The organism is Ruegeria sp. BHSB064 (genome assembly GCF_059613205.1).
In genome coordinates, this window is sequence record NZ_JBXWSB010000003.1 from 1 (window position 1) to 18,895 (window position 18,895).

General features: G+C 57.3%; 20 protein-coding genes. 14 read left to right on the plus strand and 6 right to left on the minus strand.

Annotated features, from left to right (window positions below):
* Positions 1–701 (minus strand): GT-B fold glycosyltransferase domain-containing protein (locus AC2FNU_RS01070; RefSeq protein ID WP_496784315.1); only part of this gene is annotated, 701 nt, incomplete at its 3' end.
* Positions 702–844: 143 nt separating this feature from the next.
* On the opposite strand from AC2FNU_RS01070, the gene AC2FNU_RS01075 reads away from it, so the two are divergent.
* The 4 genes from AC2FNU_RS01075 to preA all read left to right on the plus strand — a co-directional run bounded on the left by AC2FNU_RS01075 (position 845) and on the right by preA (position 5,174).
* On the plus strand, positions 845–1,477 hold the full coding sequence (locus AC2FNU_RS01075) for a cupin domain-containing protein (protein ID WP_496784316.1): 633 nt from the start codon (positions 845–847) through the stop codon (positions 1,475–1,477).
* 156 nt (positions 1,478–1,633) lie between these two features.
* Complete coding sequence (locus tag AC2FNU_RS01080; protein ID WP_496784317.1) at positions 1,634–2,968, plus strand: NAD(P)-dependent oxidoreductase; 1,335 nt, start codon at positions 1,634–1,636, stop codon at positions 2,966–2,968.
* Positions 2,969–3,014: 46 nt separating this feature from the next.
* Entirely contained in the window at positions 3,015–3,851 is an 837-nt protein-coding gene (locus AC2FNU_RS01085) for a methyltransferase domain-containing protein (protein WP_496784318.1), read from the plus strand.
* Positions 3,852–3,869: 18 nt separating this feature from the next.
* Entirely contained in the window at positions 3,870–5,174 is a 1,305-nt protein-coding gene (gene preA, locus AC2FNU_RS01090; RefSeq protein ID WP_496784319.1) for an NAD-dependent dihydropyrimidine dehydrogenase subunit PreA, read from the plus strand.
* A 45-nt stretch (positions 5,175–5,219) separates the two neighbouring features.
* Here the strand turns inward: preA and AC2FNU_RS01095 are convergent, their stop codons facing one another.
* The gene (locus AC2FNU_RS01095) at positions 5,220–5,828 is read right to left on the minus strand and encodes a TetR family transcriptional regulator C-terminal domain-containing protein (protein WP_496784320.1); all 609 of its coding nucleotides are present in this window, start codon (positions 5,826–5,828) and stop codon (positions 5,220–5,222) included.
* 171 nt (positions 5,829–5,999) lie between these two features.
* Here AC2FNU_RS01095 and AC2FNU_RS01100 point away from each other — a divergent pair, with 171 nt between their 5' ends.
* From AC2FNU_RS01100 to AC2FNU_RS01145, 10 genes are all read left to right on the plus strand, one after another.
* Positions 6,000–7,250: a Zn-dependent hydrolase gene (locus AC2FNU_RS01100; protein WP_496784385.1), complete on the plus strand. Its 1,251-nt coding sequence runs from the start codon at positions 6,000–6,002 to the stop codon at positions 7,248–7,250.
* A gap of 92 nt (positions 7,251–7,342) precedes the next feature.
* Entirely contained in the window at positions 7,343–8,797 is a 1,455-nt protein-coding gene (hydA, locus tag AC2FNU_RS01105; RefSeq protein WP_496784321.1) for a dihydropyrimidinase, read from the plus strand.
* 55 nt (positions 8,798–8,852) lie between these two features.
* Positions 8,853–9,650 (plus strand): ABC transporter ATP-binding protein, encoded by a 798-nt coding sequence (locus tag AC2FNU_RS01110; protein ID WP_496784322.1) that lies wholly within the window; start codon positions 8,853–8,855, stop codon positions 9,648–9,650.
* Positions 9,640–10,083 (plus strand): GNAT family N-acetyltransferase, encoded by a 444-nt coding sequence (locus AC2FNU_RS01115; RefSeq protein ID WP_496784323.1) that lies wholly within the window; start codon positions 9,640–9,642, stop codon positions 10,081–10,083. Before AC2FNU_RS01110 ends, AC2FNU_RS01115 begins: the two co-directional genes overlap by 11 nt.
* The gene (locus AC2FNU_RS01120; RefSeq protein WP_496784324.1) at positions 10,080–11,012 is read left to right on the plus strand and encodes an ABC transporter permease; all 933 of its coding nucleotides are present in this window, start codon (positions 10,080–10,082) and stop codon (positions 11,010–11,012) included. Before AC2FNU_RS01115 ends, AC2FNU_RS01120 begins: the two co-directional genes overlap by 4 nt.
* On the plus strand, positions 11,009–11,854 hold the full coding sequence (locus tag AC2FNU_RS01125) for an ABC transporter permease (protein ID WP_496784325.1): 846 nt from the start codon (positions 11,009–11,011) through the stop codon (positions 11,852–11,854). Before AC2FNU_RS01120 ends, AC2FNU_RS01125 begins: the two co-directional genes overlap by 4 nt.
* A 54-nt stretch (positions 11,855–11,908) precedes the next feature.
* A complete protein-coding gene (locus AC2FNU_RS01130; RefSeq protein ID WP_496784326.1) occupies positions 11,909–12,898 on the plus strand; it encodes an ABC transporter substrate-binding protein in 990 nt (329 codons plus the stop codon).
* 157 nt (positions 12,899–13,055) lie between these two features.
* Complete coding sequence (locus AC2FNU_RS01135) at positions 13,056–13,769, plus strand: ABC transporter permease (protein ID WP_171182801.1); 714 nt, start codon at positions 13,056–13,058, stop codon at positions 13,767–13,769.
* Complete coding sequence (locus tag AC2FNU_RS01140; protein WP_496784327.1) at positions 13,762–14,496, plus strand: ATP-binding cassette domain-containing protein; 735 nt, start codon at positions 13,762–13,764, stop codon at positions 14,494–14,496. The genes AC2FNU_RS01135 and AC2FNU_RS01140 overlap by 8 nt, the downstream gene beginning before the upstream one ends.
* 21 nt (positions 14,497–14,517) lie before the next feature.
* On the plus strand, positions 14,518–15,333 hold the full coding sequence (locus AC2FNU_RS01145; RefSeq protein ID WP_496784328.1) for an ABC transporter substrate-binding protein: 816 nt from the start codon (positions 14,518–14,520) through the stop codon (positions 15,331–15,333).
* Between the two features lie 64 nt (positions 15,334–15,397).
* Here the strand turns inward: AC2FNU_RS01145 and AC2FNU_RS01150 are convergent, their stop codons facing one another.
* Genes AC2FNU_RS01150 through AC2FNU_RS01165 form a run of 4 tightly spaced genes read right to left on the minus strand, consistent with a single transcriptional unit; the run spans position 15,398 to position 18,881 of the window.
* The gene (locus AC2FNU_RS01150; RefSeq protein ID WP_496784329.1) at positions 15,398–16,270 is read right to left on the minus strand and encodes a substrate-binding domain-containing protein; all 873 of its coding nucleotides are present in this window, start codon (positions 16,268–16,270) and stop codon (positions 15,398–15,400) included.
* Positions 16,271–16,396, minus strand: a complete 126-nt coding sequence (locus AC2FNU_RS01155) for a hypothetical protein (protein ID WP_256367925.1) — start codon at positions 16,394–16,396, stop codon at positions 16,271–16,273.
* Between the two features lie 13 nt (positions 16,397–16,409).
* Entirely contained in the window at positions 16,410–17,672 is a 1,263-nt protein-coding gene (locus AC2FNU_RS01160; RefSeq protein WP_496784330.1) for a c-type cytochrome, read from the minus strand.
* Positions 17,673–18,881: a formate dehydrogenase subunit gamma gene (locus AC2FNU_RS01165; protein WP_496784331.1), complete on the minus strand. Its 1,209-nt coding sequence runs from the start codon at positions 18,879–18,881 to the stop codon at positions 17,673–17,675.
* Between the last annotated feature and the right edge of the window lie 14 nt (positions 18,882–18,895).

Consider the following 18,895-nt stretch of genomic DNA (forward strand, 5'->3'; position numbering starts at 1 on the left):
AACGAATGTACCACAAGCGGAAGGGCGGCTTGATCCAGCCACGGATCAAGGTTCTGACCTGTCAGTTCGGGAATGTGTGCGTCTCGGATCGTTCTGGCATAGTCCAGATAGCGTTCGCCAAAAACCCTGGGGCATTTGTAAAAGAAATAGCCTGCGTTGAAATACAGATATCGCCGCCAATAATCATGCGGTTGGCTGGTGTCCAGCGAGCTTTCGAAATCCAACCCGAACCGCTGATACAGCGCGCGCCATATGCCATCAAAACCGGGGCCGTAAAGCGTTGGCTTTGGCCAAGTGCCTTCAACCTTCAGCGACGCGCCGGGGCGGTCGAAATCAAAAGGTACGCGTGCGATGTCTCCGGTGATCAGTGTGTCGGTGTCAAAGAACACAAAGGGTTCGTCCTCTGGCAATGCCAGCAGGGCCTCGATCTTGTTGCCGTAGGGATAGCTTTCACCAAAGACATGCGAGTCGAAAGGTAGGATTTCGACGTTCAGTTGTTGCAACGCCTTTAGAACATCTTCGTCCTGAATGCTGGGGTTTTGACTCCAACGCGGCCCCGGGTTGGGCGTGGCCACAAACAGCTTGCCTTCAAATTGAGGTGAGCTGTGACGCAATGATGCGGCAAACAGCAGGGCCTCGTATTGCAGGCGATTGTTTTGCCCGACCACCGCGATGTTGAATTTCTGTGGATTTGCCTGCATCTGCGCCTGTTCCCGATGGGTACACGACCCTGCACCCTTCGTCCCGGAGTACAACACCTGACCCGAGCCGTCAAAAGCCGAAAATTTGCAATTCCGGCATAAGATCCCATTTCTATCACGGTCGTTAGATGAAAGGGGCGAACATGCGGATCAACGCGGATTTCACGAAACGGGTTGCGGTTCATTTCGACGAAACAGACTGGGTTGCGTCCCCGGCCGCAGGGGTCGAGCGGAAAATGCTGGATCGCATCGGCGACGAGGTTGCCCGCGCCACAACAATCGTCCGCTTTGCACCCGGCAGTGCGTTTTCTGCACATACGCATGATGGTGGAGAGGAATATCTGGTTCTTGACGGTGTCTTTCAGGATGAAACAGGGGATTTTCCAGTTGGAAGCTACGTGCGCAATCCGCCAACGTCGTCTCATACCCCGTCGGCAGCCGAAGGGGCGACCATTCTGGTCAAGCTCCACCAATTCGATCCACAAGATCGGACCGAGGTGCACAAGTCTGTGAACGGTGAGGCTGATCTGCATCTGTTCAAAGACGATCATGAAGATGTTCACGTGCAAAGCTGGGCTGCCGGGGACAAGATTGAACTGGATGCAGGCGAGGGGATGGAGGTCTTTGTCATCGCCGGTGGCTTTTCCGAGAACGGCGAAAACTTTGCCAAATGGGACTGGTTGCGCCTGCCGCCGGGTACGCGCACGCAGGCGATTGCAGGGCCGGATGGCGCACGGGTTTGGGTCAAATCCGGCCATCTTGGCAAAATGATCTAAGGTTTTTCGCCTCAAAATTACGCAAAACCAGACGAAACCGAGTCTTTTGGCCCGGTTTTTCAATTTTTTGACCATTTGATAAATTTTACCAATTGATAAAATATTTTTTTGTGGCAAGCTGAGGTCATAACAAACATATCTACAGGGAGTAGAGTGATGGCACAGGGCCAGATGGCACCCGGCATCGTTGCTGGGCGGCTTTCCAGCGATGAGCTGACCTCGAATTTCACCGATCTGCATCCGCCACTGGCCCCGCATGAGGCCGCCGTTGCTGCAGACCGTTGCTATTTCTGCTATGACGCACCATGCGTGACCGCGTGTCCGACGGATATCGATATTCCGCTGTTCATACGCCAGATACAGGCCGGACAGCCACAATCGGCAGGGCGGACCATTCTGGAACAGAATATTCTGGGCGGCATGTGCGCTCGGGTCTGTCCGACCGAAACCCTTTGCGAAGAAGCCTGTGTGCGCGAAGCTGCCGAAGGTAAGCCGGTTGAGATTGGTCGTCTTCAACGTTTTGCGACGGACAACATCATGGCGTCGGGGACGCATCCGTTCGAACGGGCGGCGCCGACGGGTAAGACTGTTGCTGTTGTTGGGGCAGGGCCTGCCGGTCTGGCCTGCGCACACCGTCTGGCCATGCTGGGCCATGACGTTGTGATCCATGAAAGCAAGCCCAAGCCGGGCGGCCTGAACGAATATGGGATCGCCGCTTATAAATCGACCAACGATTTTGCACAGGCCGAGGTAGACTGGCTGCTGAAAATCGGCGGGATCGCGATCGAGACCGGGTCGGTGCTGGGCGACGGCATCTCACTGGATGGCCTTCTTGAAAATTACGACGCCGTATTCCTGTCCATCGGCCTGGCTGGGGTGAATGCTCTGCGCGCAGGCGGTGTCGATAAGGATGGCGTGCGCGCCGCTGTCGATTTCATCTCGGACGTGCGGCAGGTCAGCGATCTTTCTGACCTGCCTGTTGGGCGGAACGTCGTCGTCATTGGCGGCGGCATGACGGCTGTGGATGCTGCTGTGAAATCCAAGCTGCTTGGCGCTGAACATGTCACAATTGCGTACCGTCGCGGCCGCGACGCCATGGGGGCAAGCCGCTATGAACAGGACCTTGCGGCCTCGCACGGCGTTCGGATTCTGACCAATGTGCAGCCGGTGGCTGTGCATGGAAACGGAACTGCTGCCGAGATCGAACTGGAATATACCTCCAGCCAGAACGGTCAGCTTACGGGCACCGGAGAGACGATCCGTTTACCAGCAGATCAGGTGCTCAAAGCCATCGGTCAGACGCTGGATGGCGCACCCGAAGGGCTTTCGCTTGACGGCAATAAGATTGCTGTCACCGGGACCGGGCGCACCTCAATGTCGGGTGTCTGGGCTGGTGGAGACTGCGCGGCAGGCGGTGAAGACCTGACCGTAACCGCAGTAGCCGAAGGCCGGGATGCGGCGATGGACATCCACGCGACGCTCGTTTCGTGATAGGGTGGGGTATTCACCCCATTCCTTTCGCTGCTGAGGTATTCCCATGTCCCAGATCGAACAAGCTGTAGCTCAACACTATACCACCGGTGCCCTGACCGAACGCGTCCGCGCGGCGCTTGAGGCCAGTGGCATTGACCCGGACGCGGCCACAGTTGCCGATCTGAAAGCTGGGGACGAGTTCCACACCGGCGGCGTTTTGGCAACCGACAACCTGTTTGCGCAACTTTCGCCGACCCATGCAACCCGCGTTCTGGATGTGGGGTGCGGTATAGGCGGCACCTCGCGCTATATCGTGGATCGTTATGACTCGTCGGTAACCGGGGTCGATCTGACGCCTGAATTTGTGGAAACAGCCACCGCGTTAAGCGATCTGGTCGGGCATTCGGAAAAGGCCACCTTTCATGTGGGCAGTGCTTTGGACATGCCCGTGCCGGATGCGGGATTTGACCTTGCGGTCATGATGCATGTGGGCATGAACATTGAAGACAAAGCCGGACTGTTTGCGGAAGTGTCGCGGGCGCTGGCCACGGGCGGAACCTTTGCCCTGTTCGATGTCATGGGCGGAGACGTGGATGAGCCTTTGGCGTTCCCTCTTCCATGGTCCACTTTGCCGGAGACTTCGTTCGTGCACGCACCGGATGTGTACAAAGATGCCGCGGCAGCGGCAGGGCTGGAGCTTGAGACCGAAACGGACCGCACCGATTTTGCGATCCAGTTCTTCAAAGATGTCTTTGCCAAGATCGCTGAGAGCGGCCCCGCGCCGTTGGGGATTCACCTGATGATGGGCGAGACGGCGCCCGAGAAATTCCAAAACTACGTCACAAACCTAAAGGCCGGGCGCATTCGCCCGACTGAAATGATATTCAAGAAATCCGGCTGAGCCGGGAAGGGAGAAGCCATGGCCGATCTGACGACAAACTTTCTGGGCATTTCCAGCCCCAATCCCTATTGGCTGGCCTCTGCGCCACCCACTGACAAGGAATACAACGTCCGCCGCGCGTTTGAGGCCGGGTGGGGCGGTGTGGTCTGGAAAACGCTGGGATCCGAGGGCCCTCCGGTGGTGAACGTGAACGGCCCGCGATATGGCGCGATATATGGCGCGGATCGGCGGTTGCTTGGCCTGAACAATATCGAGTTGATCACGGACCGGCCACTGGAAGTGAACCTCGAGGAAATGGCGCGGGTCAAAGCGGATTACCCGGATCGCGCTCTGATCGCTTCGATCATGGTGCCGTGCGAGGAAGCGGCTTGGAAGGCCATCCTGCCGCGCGTTGCCGAAACTGGCGCAGATGGGATCGAACTGAACTTCGGCTGCCCACACGGGATGAGCGAGCGCGGCATGGGCTCGGCCGTTGGGCAGGTGCCGGAATACATCGAAATGGTGACGCGGTGGTGTAAGCAGTACTACGACCGCCCGGTCATCGTGAAATTGACGCCCAACATCACCGATATCCGCAAACCTGCAGCTGCGGCTAAGAACGGTGGCGCGGATGCGGTCTCGCTGATCAACACAATCAACTCGATCACAAGCGTCAATCTGGATACGTTCAGCCCCGAACCCTCAATCGACGGCAAAGGCAGCCATGGTGGCTATTGTGGCCCTGCGGTTAAGCCGATTGCCCTGTCGATGGTGTCCGAGATCGCGCGGGCCGAGGCCACGCATGGCCTGCCGATTTCCGGCATAGGCGGCGTCACCACATGGCGCGATGCGGCTGAGTTCATCTCTTTGGGTTGTGGTACTGTACAGGTTTGCACCGCTGCAATGACCTATGGATTCAAGATTATCGACGAGTTGACTGCCGGTCTGTCCGAATGGATGGATGAGAAAGGATACACCAGCATTGACGAGGTGATCGGTCGTGCCGTGCCCAACGTCACCGACTGGCAGTATCTGAACCTGAACTACATCGCCAAGGCAAAGATCGATCAGGACCAGTGCATCAAATGTGGCCGCTGCTATGCGGCGTGTGAAGACACCAGCCACCAGGCGATTTCGATGTCTGACGACCGCGTGTTCGAAGTGATCGACGAGGAATGCGTGGCGTGCAATCTCTGCGTTGATGTTTGCCCGGTTGAAGACTGTATCTCGATGGTGCCCATGGCACCGGGCGAGGTTGATCCCCGGACGGGTAAAGAGGTGCAGCCGACCTATGCGAACTGGACCACGCATCCGAATAACCCGATGGCCAAAGCGGCCGAATGAACCGGGTATTGAAGATCATCAAGGGGCCGTTTTGCGGCCCCTTTTTCAAGGGGTCAGAAGCTTTCGATACAGGGTGTCCACAAAGGGGGCAGCCCCTTCAAACGGATCCTCTTGGCCCAAAATGGCACGCACCTGGACGTCGAAATCGGCGTAATGCTGCGTCAGCGCCCAGATCGAAAACATCAGGTGATAGGGGTGCAGCCGCGCAATTTTACCCTGATCCATCCAGCGCGTCAGGATCACGGTTTTTTCGTCGACCAGTTCTTTCAGATCCTTGGACAAAGCTTCGTGGATACGCGGCGCGCCTTGCACCAGTTCATTGGCAAAAAGGCGGCTTTCGCGTGGTAACTCCTGACTCATTTGCAACTTGCGGCGAATGTAGGCCAGGATTTCCTCCATCGGATCGCCATCCTCGTCCAGATCGTGCAAGGGGGCCAGCCAGGTTTCCAGAAGGCCGGACAGCAGTTCGGTGTGAATCGCCTCTTTCGACGGGAAATAGTACAGCAGGTTTGGTTTGCTCAGTCCGGCCTCGGCGGCAATCTGATCCACGGTCGATCCACGAAACCCGTGGGCTGAAAACACGTTCAGGGCGGCCTCGAGGATCGCAGCACGGTTCTTTTTCTGAATGCGAGTCGGTGCGCGGTCTTTCGGCATGTTTTCAGCGTGTCTCTTTTTTCGACTATAGGCGCGGAATTCAGTGAAAATTCAAGCTGTGCCGCGCAATTTCTTGACTGATCTCGAACCCGTGATAGCGTGAGTTTGACCAGATGGTCAAATCAAGACACCAAAAGCGAGCTAAATCGCATGCAAACAGGGAAGATGAACATGGCAGCTCCGGCGCAGAATCTCAGGATCAATGGCGACAGGTTGTGGGACAGCCTGATGGAGATGGCCAAGATCGGCCCCGGTGTGGCCGGTGGCAACAACCGGCAAACCCTGACCGACGAGGACGCAGAAGGCCGCGCGCTGTTCCAGAAATGGTGCGAGGAAGCTGGCTGTTCCATGGGCTTGGACCAGATGGGAAACATGTTCGCCCACCGCGAAGGGACGGATCCTGACGCACTGCCGGTCTATGTCGGTTCGCATCTGGATACGCAGCCGACGGGCGGGAAGTATGATGGTGTTCTGGGTGTTCTGGGGGGGCTGGAAATCATCCGGACCCTCAACGATCTTGGGATCAAAACAAAGCACCCGATCGTGGCGACCAACTGGACCAATGAAGAGGGCACGCGATATGCGCCCGCCATGCTGTCTTCGGGGGTGTTCGCGGGAATGCACACGCAGGATTGGGCGTATGAGCGCGAGGATACCGAGGGCAAGAAGTTCGGGGATGAACTGAACCGCATCGGCTGGCGTGGCGATGAAGAAGTTGGCGCACGGAAAATGCACGCGTTCTTTGAGCTGCATATCGAACAGGGCCCGATATTGGAGGCTGAAGGTAAGGATATTGGCGTTGTCACACACGGGCAGGGGCTGAGCTGGACACAGATTACCGTGACCGGCAAGGATGCCCACACCGGATCAACCCCGATGCCGATGCGAAAGAATGCTGGTTTGGCGATGGCGCGTATTCTGGAGAAAGTGGACGAGATTGCCTGGTCACATGCGCCTCATGCGGTGGGAGCTGCTGGGCATATCGATGTGTATCCGAACTCACGCAATGTGATCCCGGGCAAGGTGGTATTCACGGTCGATTTCCGCTCGCCCGAACTGGACGTCATTACTGATATGGAAAACCGCCTGAAGGTGGTGGCTGAGGATATCGTTGAAGACATGGGCCTGCAGATCGAATTCGAAAAAGTCGGCGGGTTCGATCCGGTGAAATTCGATGATGGCTGTGTGTCTGCCGTACGCAACGCGGCCGAGCGGTTGGGGTATTCTCATACGGATATCATTTCGGGCGCGGGGCATGATGCCTGTTGGATCAACCGTGTGGCACCGACGGCGATGATCATGTGTCCATGCGTGGATGGATTGAGCCACAACGAGGCTGAAGAAATCAGCAAGGACTGGGCGGCAGCCGGGGCGGATGTTCTGTTGCATGCGGTCGTCGAGACGGCTGAGATCGTGGAATAGGGGGCTCTGCCCCCGTCGCCCGATGGGCGACTCCCCCGAGGTATTTATAGCCAGATGAAGCAAGCGGCGCAGACCGCATCAGGGAGTTTGAAATGAGCACTGTTATCAAGAACGGAACCGTCGTCACTGCAGATTTGTCGTACAAAGCAGACGTGCTGGTCGAAGGTGGCGTGATCACTGAAATCGGAATGGATCTGAAGGGCGACAAGGAGCTGGACGCCACCGGCTGTTATGTCATGCCGGGCGGGATCGATCCTCATACTCACTTGGAGATGCCCTTTATGGGCACGTACTCCAGCGACGATTTCGAAAGCGGCACGCGCGCGGCTTTGGCCGGTGGTACTACGATGGTTGTGGATTTTGCGCTGCCCAATCCGGGGGAAAGTCTGTTGGACGCGTTGAAGCGCTGGGACAACAAGTCGACGCGGGCCAATTGTGACTATTCGTTCCACATGGCGGTCACGTGGTGGGGTGAGCAGGTGTTTGACGACATCAAGACTGTCATCGAGACACGCGGCATCAATACGTTCAAGCATTTCATGGCCTATAAAGGCGCGCTGATGGTGAATGATGATGAGCTGTTTGCGTCGTTCAAACGTCTGGCCGAATTGGGTGGAACCGCAATGGTTCATGCCGAAAACGGCGACGTCGTGGCAGAGTTGAGCGCCAAGCTGCTGGCTGAGGGCAATACAGGGCCCGAAGCCCATGCTTATTCCCGTCCGCCGCAGGTTGAAGGTGAGGCGACCAATCGGGCCATCATGATTGCAGACATGGCGGGCGTTCCGCTTTATGTGGTGCATACGTCTTGCGAAGAGGCGCATGAAGCCATTCGACGCGCCAAGATGCAGGGCAAGCGGGTGTGGGGCGAGCCCTTGATCCAGCATCTGACACTAGATGAGAGCGAGTATTTCCATCACGACTGGGAGCATGCGGCCCGGCGGGTCATGAGTCCTCCGTTCCGGAACAAGCAGCATCAGGACAGCCTGTGGAACGGTCTGCAATCCGGAACGCTGAGTGTTGTGGCGACGGATCATTGTGCGTTTACCACCGAGCAAAAGCGCTATGGCGTTGGGGATTTCACCAAGATCCCGAACGGGACCGGAGGGTTAGAAGACCGGATGCCCATGCTGTGGACCTATGGTGTGAATACGGGTCGCCTGACACCGAACGAGTTTGTCGCTGTTACATCAACAAACATCGCCAAGATATTGAACTGCTATCCTAAAAAAGGTGCAGTGCTGGTCGGCGCTGATGCCGATCTGGTGGTTTGGGATCCAAATAAAGCCAAGGTGATTTCGGCTGAGACGCAGCAGTCATCAATCGACTACAACGTATTTGAGGGCAAGGAAGTGCGCGGGTTGCCGCGGTTCACGCTGACCCGTGGCGCGGTTGCGGTGCATGACGGCGAGATCAGAACTCAGGAAGGGCACGGGAAGTTTGTGGCGCGTGAGGCGAACACGCATGTACACAAGGCGCTGAGTACCTGGAAAGAACTCACTGCGCCAAGACCGGTCGAACGGACGGGTATCCCGGCAACCGGGGTTTGATCAGTGTGGGCTGCTGTGCGGGCAGCCCTGACACCACTCTTTTCAAGGCAATAGAATGAATACTGCAAGCACGACCCAGCCCGTCATCGAGGCAAGGCAGCTGGACCTGACGTTCCAGACCAACGATGGGCCCGTTCACGCGCTCAAGGATGTGAACCTGGCCATCGACAAAGGCGATTTCGTCAGCTTCATTGGTCCTTCGGGCTGTGGCAAGACCACATTTCTGCGCTGTATCGCGGCGTTGGAAACCCCGACGGGTGGAACGCTGACGGTGAACGGGATGGCCCCGGATGAGGCGCGACGGAACCGGGCCTATGGGTATGTGTTTCAGGCGGCGGGTCTGTATCCCTGGCGGACCATTGCAAAGAACATCAAGCTGCCGCTTGAGATCATGGGGTATTCGGCGGCTGAGCAGGAAGAGCAGGTTAAGAACGTTCTGAAACTTGTTGATCTTGAAGGGTTTGGTGGCAAGTTCCCTTGGCAACTTTCAGGCGGTATGCAACAGCGGGCCAGCATTGCACGGGCCCTTGCCTTTGATGCCGATATTTTGCTGATGGATGAACCTTTTGGCGCCTTGGACGAGATCGTACGCGATCACCTGAACGAACAGCTTTTGGCGCTTTGGGCGCGGACCGAGAAGACGATTGGGTTCGTGACGCACTCGATCCCTGAAGCCGTATACCTGAGCACCAAAATCGTAGTGATGAGCCCAAGACCGGGCCGGATCACCGATGTGATTGACAGCCCGCTGCCCAAGGAACGGCCCTTGGACATTCGTGATACGCCGGAGTTCATCGAAGTTGCCCACCGCGTGCGCGATGGCTTGAGGGCAGGGCATTCTTATGACGACTGAGTTGAACACAGATCAGATCCGGCGCGCTGTGCCAGATGACGTGACAGCCTGCGCCACGGTCGTCCACAACTGGGCAAGGCAAACAGATTGGATGCCCGAGGAACTGTCTGTGGAAGAACTCTCGACCATGATCGGTGATGCATTCGACAACCGTGAAATCTGGGTCGCTGGTGATCCGGTTGATTGCTACATGTCGGTGGATCCCGCGCTCAATAAAATCGGAGCGTTGTATTGTGGTCGGACAGGACTAGGCATTGGCAAGCGCTTTGTCGACAAAGCAAAAGAGGGCAGAGATTTTCTCTGGCTTACAACGCACAGACCCAACATCGCTGCACAACGCTTTTACCGCCGCGAAGGGTTTGAGGTAACTGCGGAAGAACCTCCTGTGCCTCCGGATACCGTGCCTGTCTTTCGGATGGAGTGGCACGCATGAAGCAGTTCTTATCTGTCATGACTGTGTTGCTTGCCATCGCCTTGCTTTGGTACTTGGCGGTAGCACCGATGAACATCCGTGTTTCGCTGGATCAGGCAGAACGTGCCGGAGAAACGGTAACTCCCGAAGCCTCTCGGGATCGTCAGCAGGTCTCGGTCTGGGTTCTGATGGCGCAAAACCCGTCGCAAATCCAGCGCGGCTATGATCTGGATCGCCCACGCTTGCCAACGCCGGTGCAGGTGGGGCAGGAGTTGTGGAAGACAACCGGCGAGATGGTGATGAAGGGCCGGGCTATGTCGAAACGGTCGTTGATTTATCATGGGTGGATCACGTTGCAATCCACGCTCTGGGGCTTTGTCCTGGGCACGGCGGTTGGCATTCTGGGGGCTGTGGCGATCGTGTATTCCCGCGTGGTGGATATGAGCTTGATGCCCTGGGCGATCATCAGCCAGACCGTACCAATCGTGGCGCTGGCCCCCATGATCATTGTGCTAAGCTCGCAGTTGGGGATCGAAGGGCGTGGCGTGCCGAAGGCGATTATCTCGGCTTATCTGTGCTACTTCCCAGTGCTGGTTGGGATGGTCAAAGGTCTGCGGTCTCCAGCTGTGTCGCAGCTCGATCTGCTCAAGACCTACAACGCGACCGGGCTGCAGGCGTTTCTGAAGCTGCGCCTGCCATCTTCGGTGCCGTATCTCTTTACCTCGCTGAAGGTCGGCATAGCAGCAGCACTGGTTGGAACAATTGTGGGTGAGCTGCCAACAGGTGCGATCTCGGGGCTGGGAGCCCGGATACTGATCGGGGATCAGTTTGGCACACCACTGGCCATTTGGGCGGCGTTGTTTGCGGCGGCCATTCTGGCGGGCATCTTGGTGACTTTGCTGGATGTTCTTCAAAGGGTCACACTTAAACGCATGGGGATGAGCGTATGAGCTGGCTTATCTTTGCACTGATCTTCTGGGCAGGAGCCTGGGCGCTGAATGCTTGGTTGGCGCGTTCGATCTATCGCGACTCCAAAGGTGTGCGTGTCTTTGTGCCCGTATTGTTTGGTGTAACGCTGCTGATCTTGTGGGAAGGGGCAGTACGTGGCCTGAATGTCTCGCCTGTCATCCTGCCTCCGCCTTCGATGGTGGCGCAAACCTTTGCGAATTCAACGGATATTCTGTGGCAGGACTTCAAGCAGACCGTGTTCAAAGGTGCCTTTACCGGTTTTGCCATCGGCAGTGTTGCCGCGTTCCTGACTGCCGTCTTGATTGACCGATCCGTCTTCTTGACCCGGGGGTTGTTGCCCATCGGCAATTTCGTGGCCGCCCTGCCCATTGTGGGCATCGCCCCCATTTTGGTCAGCTGGTTCGGGTTCGATTGGCAATCCAAGGCGGCAGTTGTCGTTGTGATGGTGTTCTTCCCGATCCTTGTGAACACCGTGCAGGGCCTGCGCGAAGCAGATGCCATGCAGCGCGACCTGATGCGCACCTATGCGGCCAGCTACACTCAGACACTTATCAAACTACGCCTGCCAGCAGCGATGCCTTTTATATTCAACGGCCTCAAGATCGCCACGACGCTGGCGCTCATCGGGGCTATCGTGGCCGAGTATTTCGGATCGCCTACACGCGGTATGGGGTTCAGAATCTCGACCGGCGTGGGCAGCTTGTCGATTGACCTCGTCTGGGCAGAAATCGCGGTGGCGGCATTGGCCGGAACCGTGTTCTATTCCATCGTGGCAGGGCTCGAAAAGGTGGTAACCTTCTGGCACCCTTCCCAACGCGGATAATAAAATTCAACAGACCCCGAAAACGGGGCAAACACGCAACTAGGAGACTTGAAGATGAAAAAGCTACTCAGCGGGGCGGTTGCCGCCTTTAGCCTGACCGCCAGTGCAGCGCTGGCCGCCGATGAGGTGACCTTGCAACTCAAATGGGTCACACAGGCGCAGTTCGCAGGCTACTATGTGGCGAAGGACAAGGGGTTTTATGAGGAAGAGGGCCTGGATGTCACCATTCTGCCGGGTGGTCCTGACATCGCGCCCACTCAGGTGATCGCCGGCGGTGGGGCCGATGTCACAGTCGAGTGGATGCCAGCCGCGCTTGCCGCGCGTGAAAAGGGCCTGCCGCTGGTCAATATTGCCCAACCGTTCAAAAGTTCGGGGATGATGCTGACTTGCTGGAAAGATGCCGGGATCGCCTCGCCCGAAGATCTGAAGAACCGCACTCTGGGTGTTTGGTTCTTTGGCAATGAGTTCCCGTTCATGAGCTGGATGAGCAGCTTGGGCATCGATACCGGCGGCAAAAGCGAGAACGGTGTCGAGGTCCTGAAACAGGGCTTCAACGTCGACCCGCTGCTACAGCGTCAGGCCGATTGCATCAGCACCATGACCTATAACGAATACTGGCAGGTGATTGACGCTGGCGTCAGCCCGGATGAACTGGTGACGTTCAAATACGAAGATCAGGGCGTCGCGACACTGGAAGATGGCCTGTATGTTCTGGAAGAAAACCTGAGCGACGCAGCCTTTGTGGACAAGATGGAACGCTTTGTTCGTGCCTCGATGAAGGGTTGGAAATACGCCGAGGAAAACCCGGATGAAGCGGCCGATATTGTGTTGGAAAACGACGCCACCGGCGCACAGACCGAAGAACATCAGCAGCGTATGATGGGTGAAATCGCGAAACTGACGGCCGGATCGAATGGCGCGTTGGACCCGGCGGATTTCGAACGCACCGTAAATACACTGCTGGCGGGCGGATCGGATCCGGTCATCACCAAACAGCCTGACGGGGCCTGGACGCATCAGATCACCGACGCAGCGTTGAACTAACACAAGCCTGCAGTCCGAGACTTTCGGCGCGGTCCCAACTGGGGCCGCGTTTCTCGTTTCAGGTGCCGGATTTGTGTCTGTACTCGACGGAAAAACAGAGTAGTATTTACCTGTAAATGAACGCATTTCATACGAAATACATGCCACCAGGAAGAAAATGCAGGGATTTGCATCAGAATTCAGTTCAGCCATCGCTCTGATCTTTCAAGGAGACTCAGAGCTTTGGGCAATTGTGCTTCTGTCCCTGAAAGTGTCCATGTTTGCGGTACTGATTTCAGCACTGATCGGTATGCCGGTTGGGGCTGCCCTGGCCGTGGCCCGGTTTCCCGGACGGCGGGTTCTGATCGTTTTGATGAATGCTCTGATGGGGTTTCCGCCGGTGGTCGTGGGGCTGCTGGTTTACCTTATGCTGTCGCGTTCAGGGCCTCTGGGTGTTCTGGAACTTCTGTATACACCAACTGCGATGATCATCGCTCAGGTGGTTCTGGTTACTCCGATCGTTGCCGCTTTGACGCGACAGGTGATCGAGATGCTGGCTGAAGAATATTCCGAGCAGCTTCGATCCCTTGGTGTGTCACGACTGGCATCCGTTCCGGTGTTGTTGTGGGATGCACGACTGGCCTTGGTCACAGCTTTGCTTGCCGGGTTTGGACGCGCCATTGCCGAGGTCGGAGCGGTGATCATCGTCGGTGGCAACATCAATCATGTGACACGCGTGATGACAACGACCATCGCGCTGGAAACCTCGAAAGGAAATCTGGCGCTTGCGTTGGCATTGGGCGCAATCCTGATCGGGATTGCTGTGGCCGTGAATGCAATGGTCAGCGCTGTTAGCCTGCGGGCCGAGCAGGAGGGGTTACGCCATGCGTGATGTTATCTGCGAAATGGTGAACCGCATTGAGGTTGAAGACCTTCAGATCCGCAACAAGGGACGCGCGTTGCTGGATGTTCCTTCGTTGGTTCTGGATGGCCCGGGCCCAACCCTAATTCTTGGCCCAAACGGCGCGGGGAAAAGCCTTTTGCTGCGCTGTCTGCATGGTTTGATCGCACCCGACCATGGCCGTGTGGTGCAGGATGGACAACTGCTGAGCGCTGCACAAAAGGCGCGTCAGGCTATGGTGTTCCAGCACCCGGTTTTGCTGCGCCGTTCTGTCTCTGGCAATCTGGACTTTGTTCTAAAACGTCAGGGCCTGGGGCGGGCGGTCCGAAAGACCCGTATCGCTGAATTGCTGGTCGAAGGCGGGCTTGACGGAAAGGCGCGCCAACCTGCGCGGTCGTTGTCGGGGGGCGAGGCACAAAGGCTTGCGGTCCTGCGTGCGTTGGCGTTGGAACCCGACACGTTGTTTCTGGACGAGCCCACCAGCGCGCTTGATCCGGCTGCAACGCAAATGATCGAGCGGATGGTGCTGCGCGCCTCGGCGCGTGGGGTGCGGATCGTGATGGTGACACATGATATCGGGCAGGCGCGACGGTTGGCGTCGGATGTGGTCATGATGCAGGGTGGACATGTTGTAGAGCATGGCGCTGCAAAACAGGTATTGGACGCCCCGGAAAGCGACGCATCGCGCCGCTATCTGGCAGGCGGGTTGGTTACTTAAAAAGAAAAATCGGAGAATATGATGTTCCGGGCAGTTATTCGGGCAGCAGTAGTAGCACTTGGCTTAACGGCGGGATCGGTTTCGGCGGAAACACCGTTCATAGTGGTGCAATCGACGACCTCGACGCAAAACTCAGGACTGTTGGAGCATATTTTGCCGTGGTTCGAGGCTGAATCCGGCATAGACGTCCGTGTCGTCGCGGTGGGAACTGGTCAGGCCATCCGCAATGCAATCAACGGTGACGGTGATGTTCTTCTTGTACATGCCAAGCCAGCGGAAGAGAAATTTGTTGCCGATGGTTGGGGTGTTGAGCGCAAAGACCTGATGTATAATGATTTTGTTGTGGTGGGACCGAAGTCTGATCCGGCCGGAATTCGCGGCGAAACCGACATTCTGACCGCTTTGACCGCAATTGCAGAGGCCGAAGCCCCTTTTGCATCGCGTGGAGACGACAGTGGGACGCACAAGGCTGAGATGGGCCATTGGTCGAATGCTGGTGTTGATCCTACGGGCGCTTCGGGAACGTGGTATCGCGAAACCGGGTCGGGCATGGGCGCAACCCTGAGCGTGGCCAGCGGAATGGATGCCTATACTCTGACAGACCGGGCCACGTGGCTGTCCTTTGGCAACAAAGGCAATCTTGAAGTATTGGTCGAGGGCGACCCGCGCTTGTTCAATCAGTACGGTGTCATCCTTGTGAACCCGGAAAAGCACCAGCATGTGCGGGCCGCTTCTGGGCAGCGATTCATTGACTGGCTGACGGGGCCGGACGGGCAGGAGGCCATTGCGTCCTTCCGGCTGGAGGGACAACAGGTGTTTTTTCCCAATGCCCAATAAGTTGGCCTGCGGCCAATCCCTGCGGGGCGAGTATTTTTGAAAAGATGAAGCGGTGGGCGGAGGATCAGCCGCTGGCTCCATTGTGGTGAATCGTACCGAGGCCCGACAGGTCATATCCGCCGAACTCGCGGGCCCGTTGTGTGAAATGATCCGAGCGCAGCAGCGTCATCAGTTTTTGTATCGGTGGATCGAAAAACGATCTGCGCCAGATAGCCAGATCCAGCCGCTCGGAATGGGTGGGCGCAAACCCAAGGTTGTAAAGCCCGGCCAAGGCCCCAAGGCCAAAGCCAGCCTCGGCCTTTTGATCGTGCAGAGCGATGGCCAGTTCTTCTTCGGTGCGGGCGCAACCGGGGAAAATGTCCAGGTCGTCGCGATTGAGCCCATGTGCCTCAAGTTGAGTGTCAAACAGGCGCTGGCTGGCTGCACTGTCCTGACGCAGGATGACACGTCTGGATCTGAGGTCTTGGAACGATTTGATGTCCGATATGCCCGGAGCAAGAAGTAGTCCCCGTTCCCGTCGGGCGATTTCACATAGAACGACCGGGGCTTCGCCCAAAGCATCGTGCAGGGAATTGGTGTTGAACCCAACGTCTTCGTGGATATGCAGCACAGCCGCTTGCGCGCTGCGGTCGCTCAGACGCGCCAATCCATCAAAAGAGCCGTCATAATAGGTTGCTAACCCCGATCCGCTTTCGCGCAATGCCCAGTCCAGCAAAGGATCATGGCTGCCTGCAACAATTGGGGGCAGGGGTGGTTCCGCCACTTGGGGCCCAGACCGTGACGCATTGAGCCAGGCGATGATCTCAGTTCTTGGGAACAGCAGCTTGCCCATGGCGCGCACGCAGGGCACCTCGCCCGAAGAGGCAAGGTCATATGCTTTCCGCTCGCCAATGCGCAGCAGATCGGCCAGTTCACGGGTGGTCAGGTATTGAGACATTCAGTCGAGGCGTACTGCGGGGCCAGACGTGGTATCTGCGGCACTGAACCCGAACCGATCCAGAGTGGAAGGGGCTGCGACTGTAATCACGACCATCGCGGCGACCGCGGCAAAAAAGGCTTTCATAGTCTCCTCCGGTTCAGTTCTGGTCGTCCGTTACGCGGCGCAGGAAGGCGATCAGGTCGTCCCGGTCCTGCCGTTCTGTAATCCGCTGCATCGGCATCTTCGACCCCGGAATGTAATGATCCGGCCCCTCATCGAAAAGGGCATTTATCGTTTGTTCATTCCAAACAATATCAGAGTCTTGCAGCGTATCCGAGTACAAATATCCAGGCAGCGATCCGGCAGGTCGCCCAAAGATACCGTGCAGCGTCGGCCCAGCTCGGCGTTCGCTGTCGGGTGTCAGGCTATGGCAGATCGAGCATTTGCGGGCGAACTGACGTTCTCCGTTCTCCATTTCGTCGGGATCTTTGAGAAAACTGGGCTCGATCGACGCCATTTGTTGTTGATCTGACAGGGCACCCACGGGCCAGCTGTACATGGCTGCATCTATGCCTCCGGCGTGGATATTGTGACCATCATCCGAGAATGACAGCGCCCAGACCGGTCCGCGCAGGGTGGCGCGAAAATCCTGTGTGATGCGCCATTCGGTTGTGTTGATCATCATGATATAGCCTTCACCGTCGCCGACGGCCAAAAGACTTCGGTCCGGGCTGAGCGCAAGGGCCAGGATCGGGCGGCGGTCCAGAGTGAAATCGCGTTCCTCACCGGTTGTCAGATCGAGGATGCGTGTCACCCCGTCCACCGCGCCATATGCGATCCAGTTGTCCTGCGCATTGAAGATCAATTCGTTGATGCCAAAGCCGTGTTCAACCAGCCGGTCCGTTTCTTCGCCGGTTGCGACATCCCACACGCGTAAGGACCCATCGACGCCAGCAGAAAAAAGCTGTGACCCATCCGGTGAAAAAGTGACCGCATTCACGCCGCTGCCCGTGGGGCCGAACAGGGCGGAGGCGGTGCCGTCGATCGGCCAAATACCGATGGTGCCATCCCAACTGGCCGTTGCCACATGCGTTTTGGACGCGGCCACAGAGACGATTTTGCCTTTGTGCTGGCCGACGATCTCTCCGCCCGGCCAACGGCGCAGGGTGAAGTCATCTCCGGCGGAATAGATGGCTGTACCGTTGAAGACGACCGCGTTCACGGCGGCTTCGTGGCCTTCCAGCCATTCGGGTGTCTGGTCCGACCATAGCCCGACAGAATTATCGAAACTGGCTGTTGCGATCCGACCATCGGGGGCCGTTGCGATCCCCATGATTGGTCCGCCATGGCCTTTGAGCGTGAAGAACTCTGACCAAGCGGGCAGGGGGATCACCGCAAGGGCAAGGATCAGCCAGCGCATCTATTCGGCGGGTGAGGCCGCTGCCTTGCCAGCCTCTTTTTCCTGCACCTCTTCCAGCCACAACGAGTGGTGTTCGCGCGCCCATTGTTCTTCAACCTCGCCAGTGCCCATGGCGTCAAACGCGCCCTCCATCCCGACGGATCCGAGGTAGATATGCGCGATGATAATGGCGATGAAGACGTAGGCGACCATCACGTGCCAGACTTGGGCATATTGCATCTCTTCCTGAGGGGACATTTGCACGGGCAGGTTCAGACCAAGCGCCTGTGGAATGCCGGTGGAATTGGCAACCGAGAAGGTTTTGGCGAACATCGGCAATTCAAACGGAAACAGAAGCGACAGGCCGGACAGGCTGATCGAGACGCCCAGCAATATGCAGGCCCAGAAGATGATCTTTTGTCCAGCGTTGAATTTCTTGGCGGGCGGGTGGCTGTTTTTGCTGAACAATCCGCCTCCGGCAGCCAGCCATTTCAGGTCGGTGCGGTTGGGGATGTTATGGGCAATCCAGTTCACGGTGATAATGATCAGCCCCAAGATGAAGGCCCATGCCAGATTGTTGTGCAGCCATTTGCAGCCTTGCGCGATGGTCGCGAAACCTTCCTTGCCAAAGATCGGGATCAGGAAGTCGCGGCCATAGAGCGTCAGCAATCCGGTAATGGCGAGAACGATGAAAGATCCGGCGAACAACCAATGGCCAAAGCGTTCGAACCCGTTGAAACGCAGGACGGTGCGTCCGGTTTTTTCTCCGTCGATGCGGATTTTCCCGCGCAGCAGGAAGAACAGCAAAATGACGCCAGCCATTCCAATCAGGATATAGCTTCCATATTCGCGCAGCGGACCGGTGCGGAATTCCCACCACCACATGCCTCCGTCCTGAATAAGAACACTGTCAGCGGGCCCACGCGAGGATACGGTCACATCCGCCGACCCAAAGCGCAGCGCGCGATACACGTCGCTGTCCGACGATACGCCGCTGGGCCCAAACTGACCCAGCAGACCTTCGACATTGCCCTGGCCGGTGTTTTCCGAGCGATAGGCGTTATCCACTTTCTCTCCACGCTGTCGTGCGAGGATGTCCTCAAGCGTTGTCGCGCCACCTGTTGAGGCGCGCTCGTTTGTGGCGGTGGGTGCCTCAGCCTCGTTGGTTTGCGCAACGGTGGCCTGTGCCAGCCCAAGTGTAAACAGCAATGCGATGAGTAAGCGGAACATCTGAACCTCGGTCA

Coding starts and splice junctions, on each gene's coding strand:
- AC2FNU_RS01120 (WP_496784324.1), top strand. CDS start 10,080: ATGAAGCAGTTCTTATCTGTCATGACTGTGTTGCTTGCCATCGCCTTG.
- AC2FNU_RS01145 (WP_496784328.1), top strand. CDS start 14,518: ATGTTCCGGGCAGTTATTCGGGCAGCAGTAGTAGCACTTGGCTTAACG.
- AC2FNU_RS01095 (WP_496784320.1), bottom strand. CDS start 5,828: ATGCCGAAAGACCGCGCACCGACTCGCATTCAGAAAAAGAACCGTGCT.
- AC2FNU_RS01140 (WP_496784327.1), top strand. CDS start 13,762: ATGCGTGATGTTATCTGCGAAATGGTGAACCGCATTGAGGTTGAAGAC.
- AC2FNU_RS01165 (WP_496784331.1), bottom strand. CDS start 18,881: ATGTTCCGCTTACTCATCGCATTGCTGTTTACACTTGGGCTGGCACAG.
- AC2FNU_RS01150 (WP_496784329.1), bottom strand. CDS start 16,270: ATGTCTCAATACCTGACCACCCGTGAACTGGCCGATCTGCTGCGCATT.
- AC2FNU_RS01110 (WP_496784322.1), top strand. CDS start 8,853: ATGAATACTGCAAGCACGACCCAGCCCGTCATCGAGGCAAGGCAGCTG.
- AC2FNU_RS01130 (WP_496784326.1), top strand. CDS start 11,909: ATGAAAAAGCTACTCAGCGGGGCGGTTGCCGCCTTTAGCCTGACCGCC.
- AC2FNU_RS01160 (WP_496784330.1), bottom strand. CDS start 17,672: ATGCGCTGGCTGATCCTTGCCCTTGCGGTGATCCCCCTGCCCGCTTGG.
- AC2FNU_RS01135 (WP_171182801.1), top strand. CDS start 13,056: ATGCAGGGATTTGCATCAGAATTCAGTTCAGCCATCGCTCTGATCTTT.
- preA (WP_496784319.1), top strand. CDS start 3,870: ATGGCCGATCTGACGACAAACTTTCTGGGCATTTCCAGCCCCAATCCC.
- hydA (WP_496784321.1), top strand. CDS start 7,343: ATGAGCACTGTTATCAAGAACGGAACCGTCGTCACTGCAGATTTGTCG.
- AC2FNU_RS01155 (WP_256367925.1), bottom strand. CDS start 16,396: ATGAAAGCCTTTTTTGCCGCGGTCGCCGCGATGGTCGTGATTACAGTC.
- AC2FNU_RS01085 (WP_496784318.1), top strand. CDS start 3,015: ATGTCCCAGATCGAACAAGCTGTAGCTCAACACTATACCACCGGTGCC.
- AC2FNU_RS01075 (WP_496784316.1), top strand. CDS start 845: ATGCGGATCAACGCGGATTTCACGAAACGGGTTGCGGTTCATTTCGAC.
- AC2FNU_RS01100 (WP_496784385.1), top strand. CDS start 6,000: ATGGCAGCTCCGGCGCAGAATCTCAGGATCAATGGCGACAGGTTGTGG.
- AC2FNU_RS01080 (WP_496784317.1), top strand. CDS start 1,634: ATGGCACAGGGCCAGATGGCACCCGGCATCGTTGCTGGGCGGCTTTCC.
- AC2FNU_RS01115 (WP_496784323.1), top strand. CDS start 9,640: ATGACGACTGAGTTGAACACAGATCAGATCCGGCGCGCTGTGCCAGAT.
- AC2FNU_RS01125 (WP_496784325.1), top strand. CDS start 11,009: ATGAGCTGGCTTATCTTTGCACTGATCTTCTGGGCAGGAGCCTGGGCG.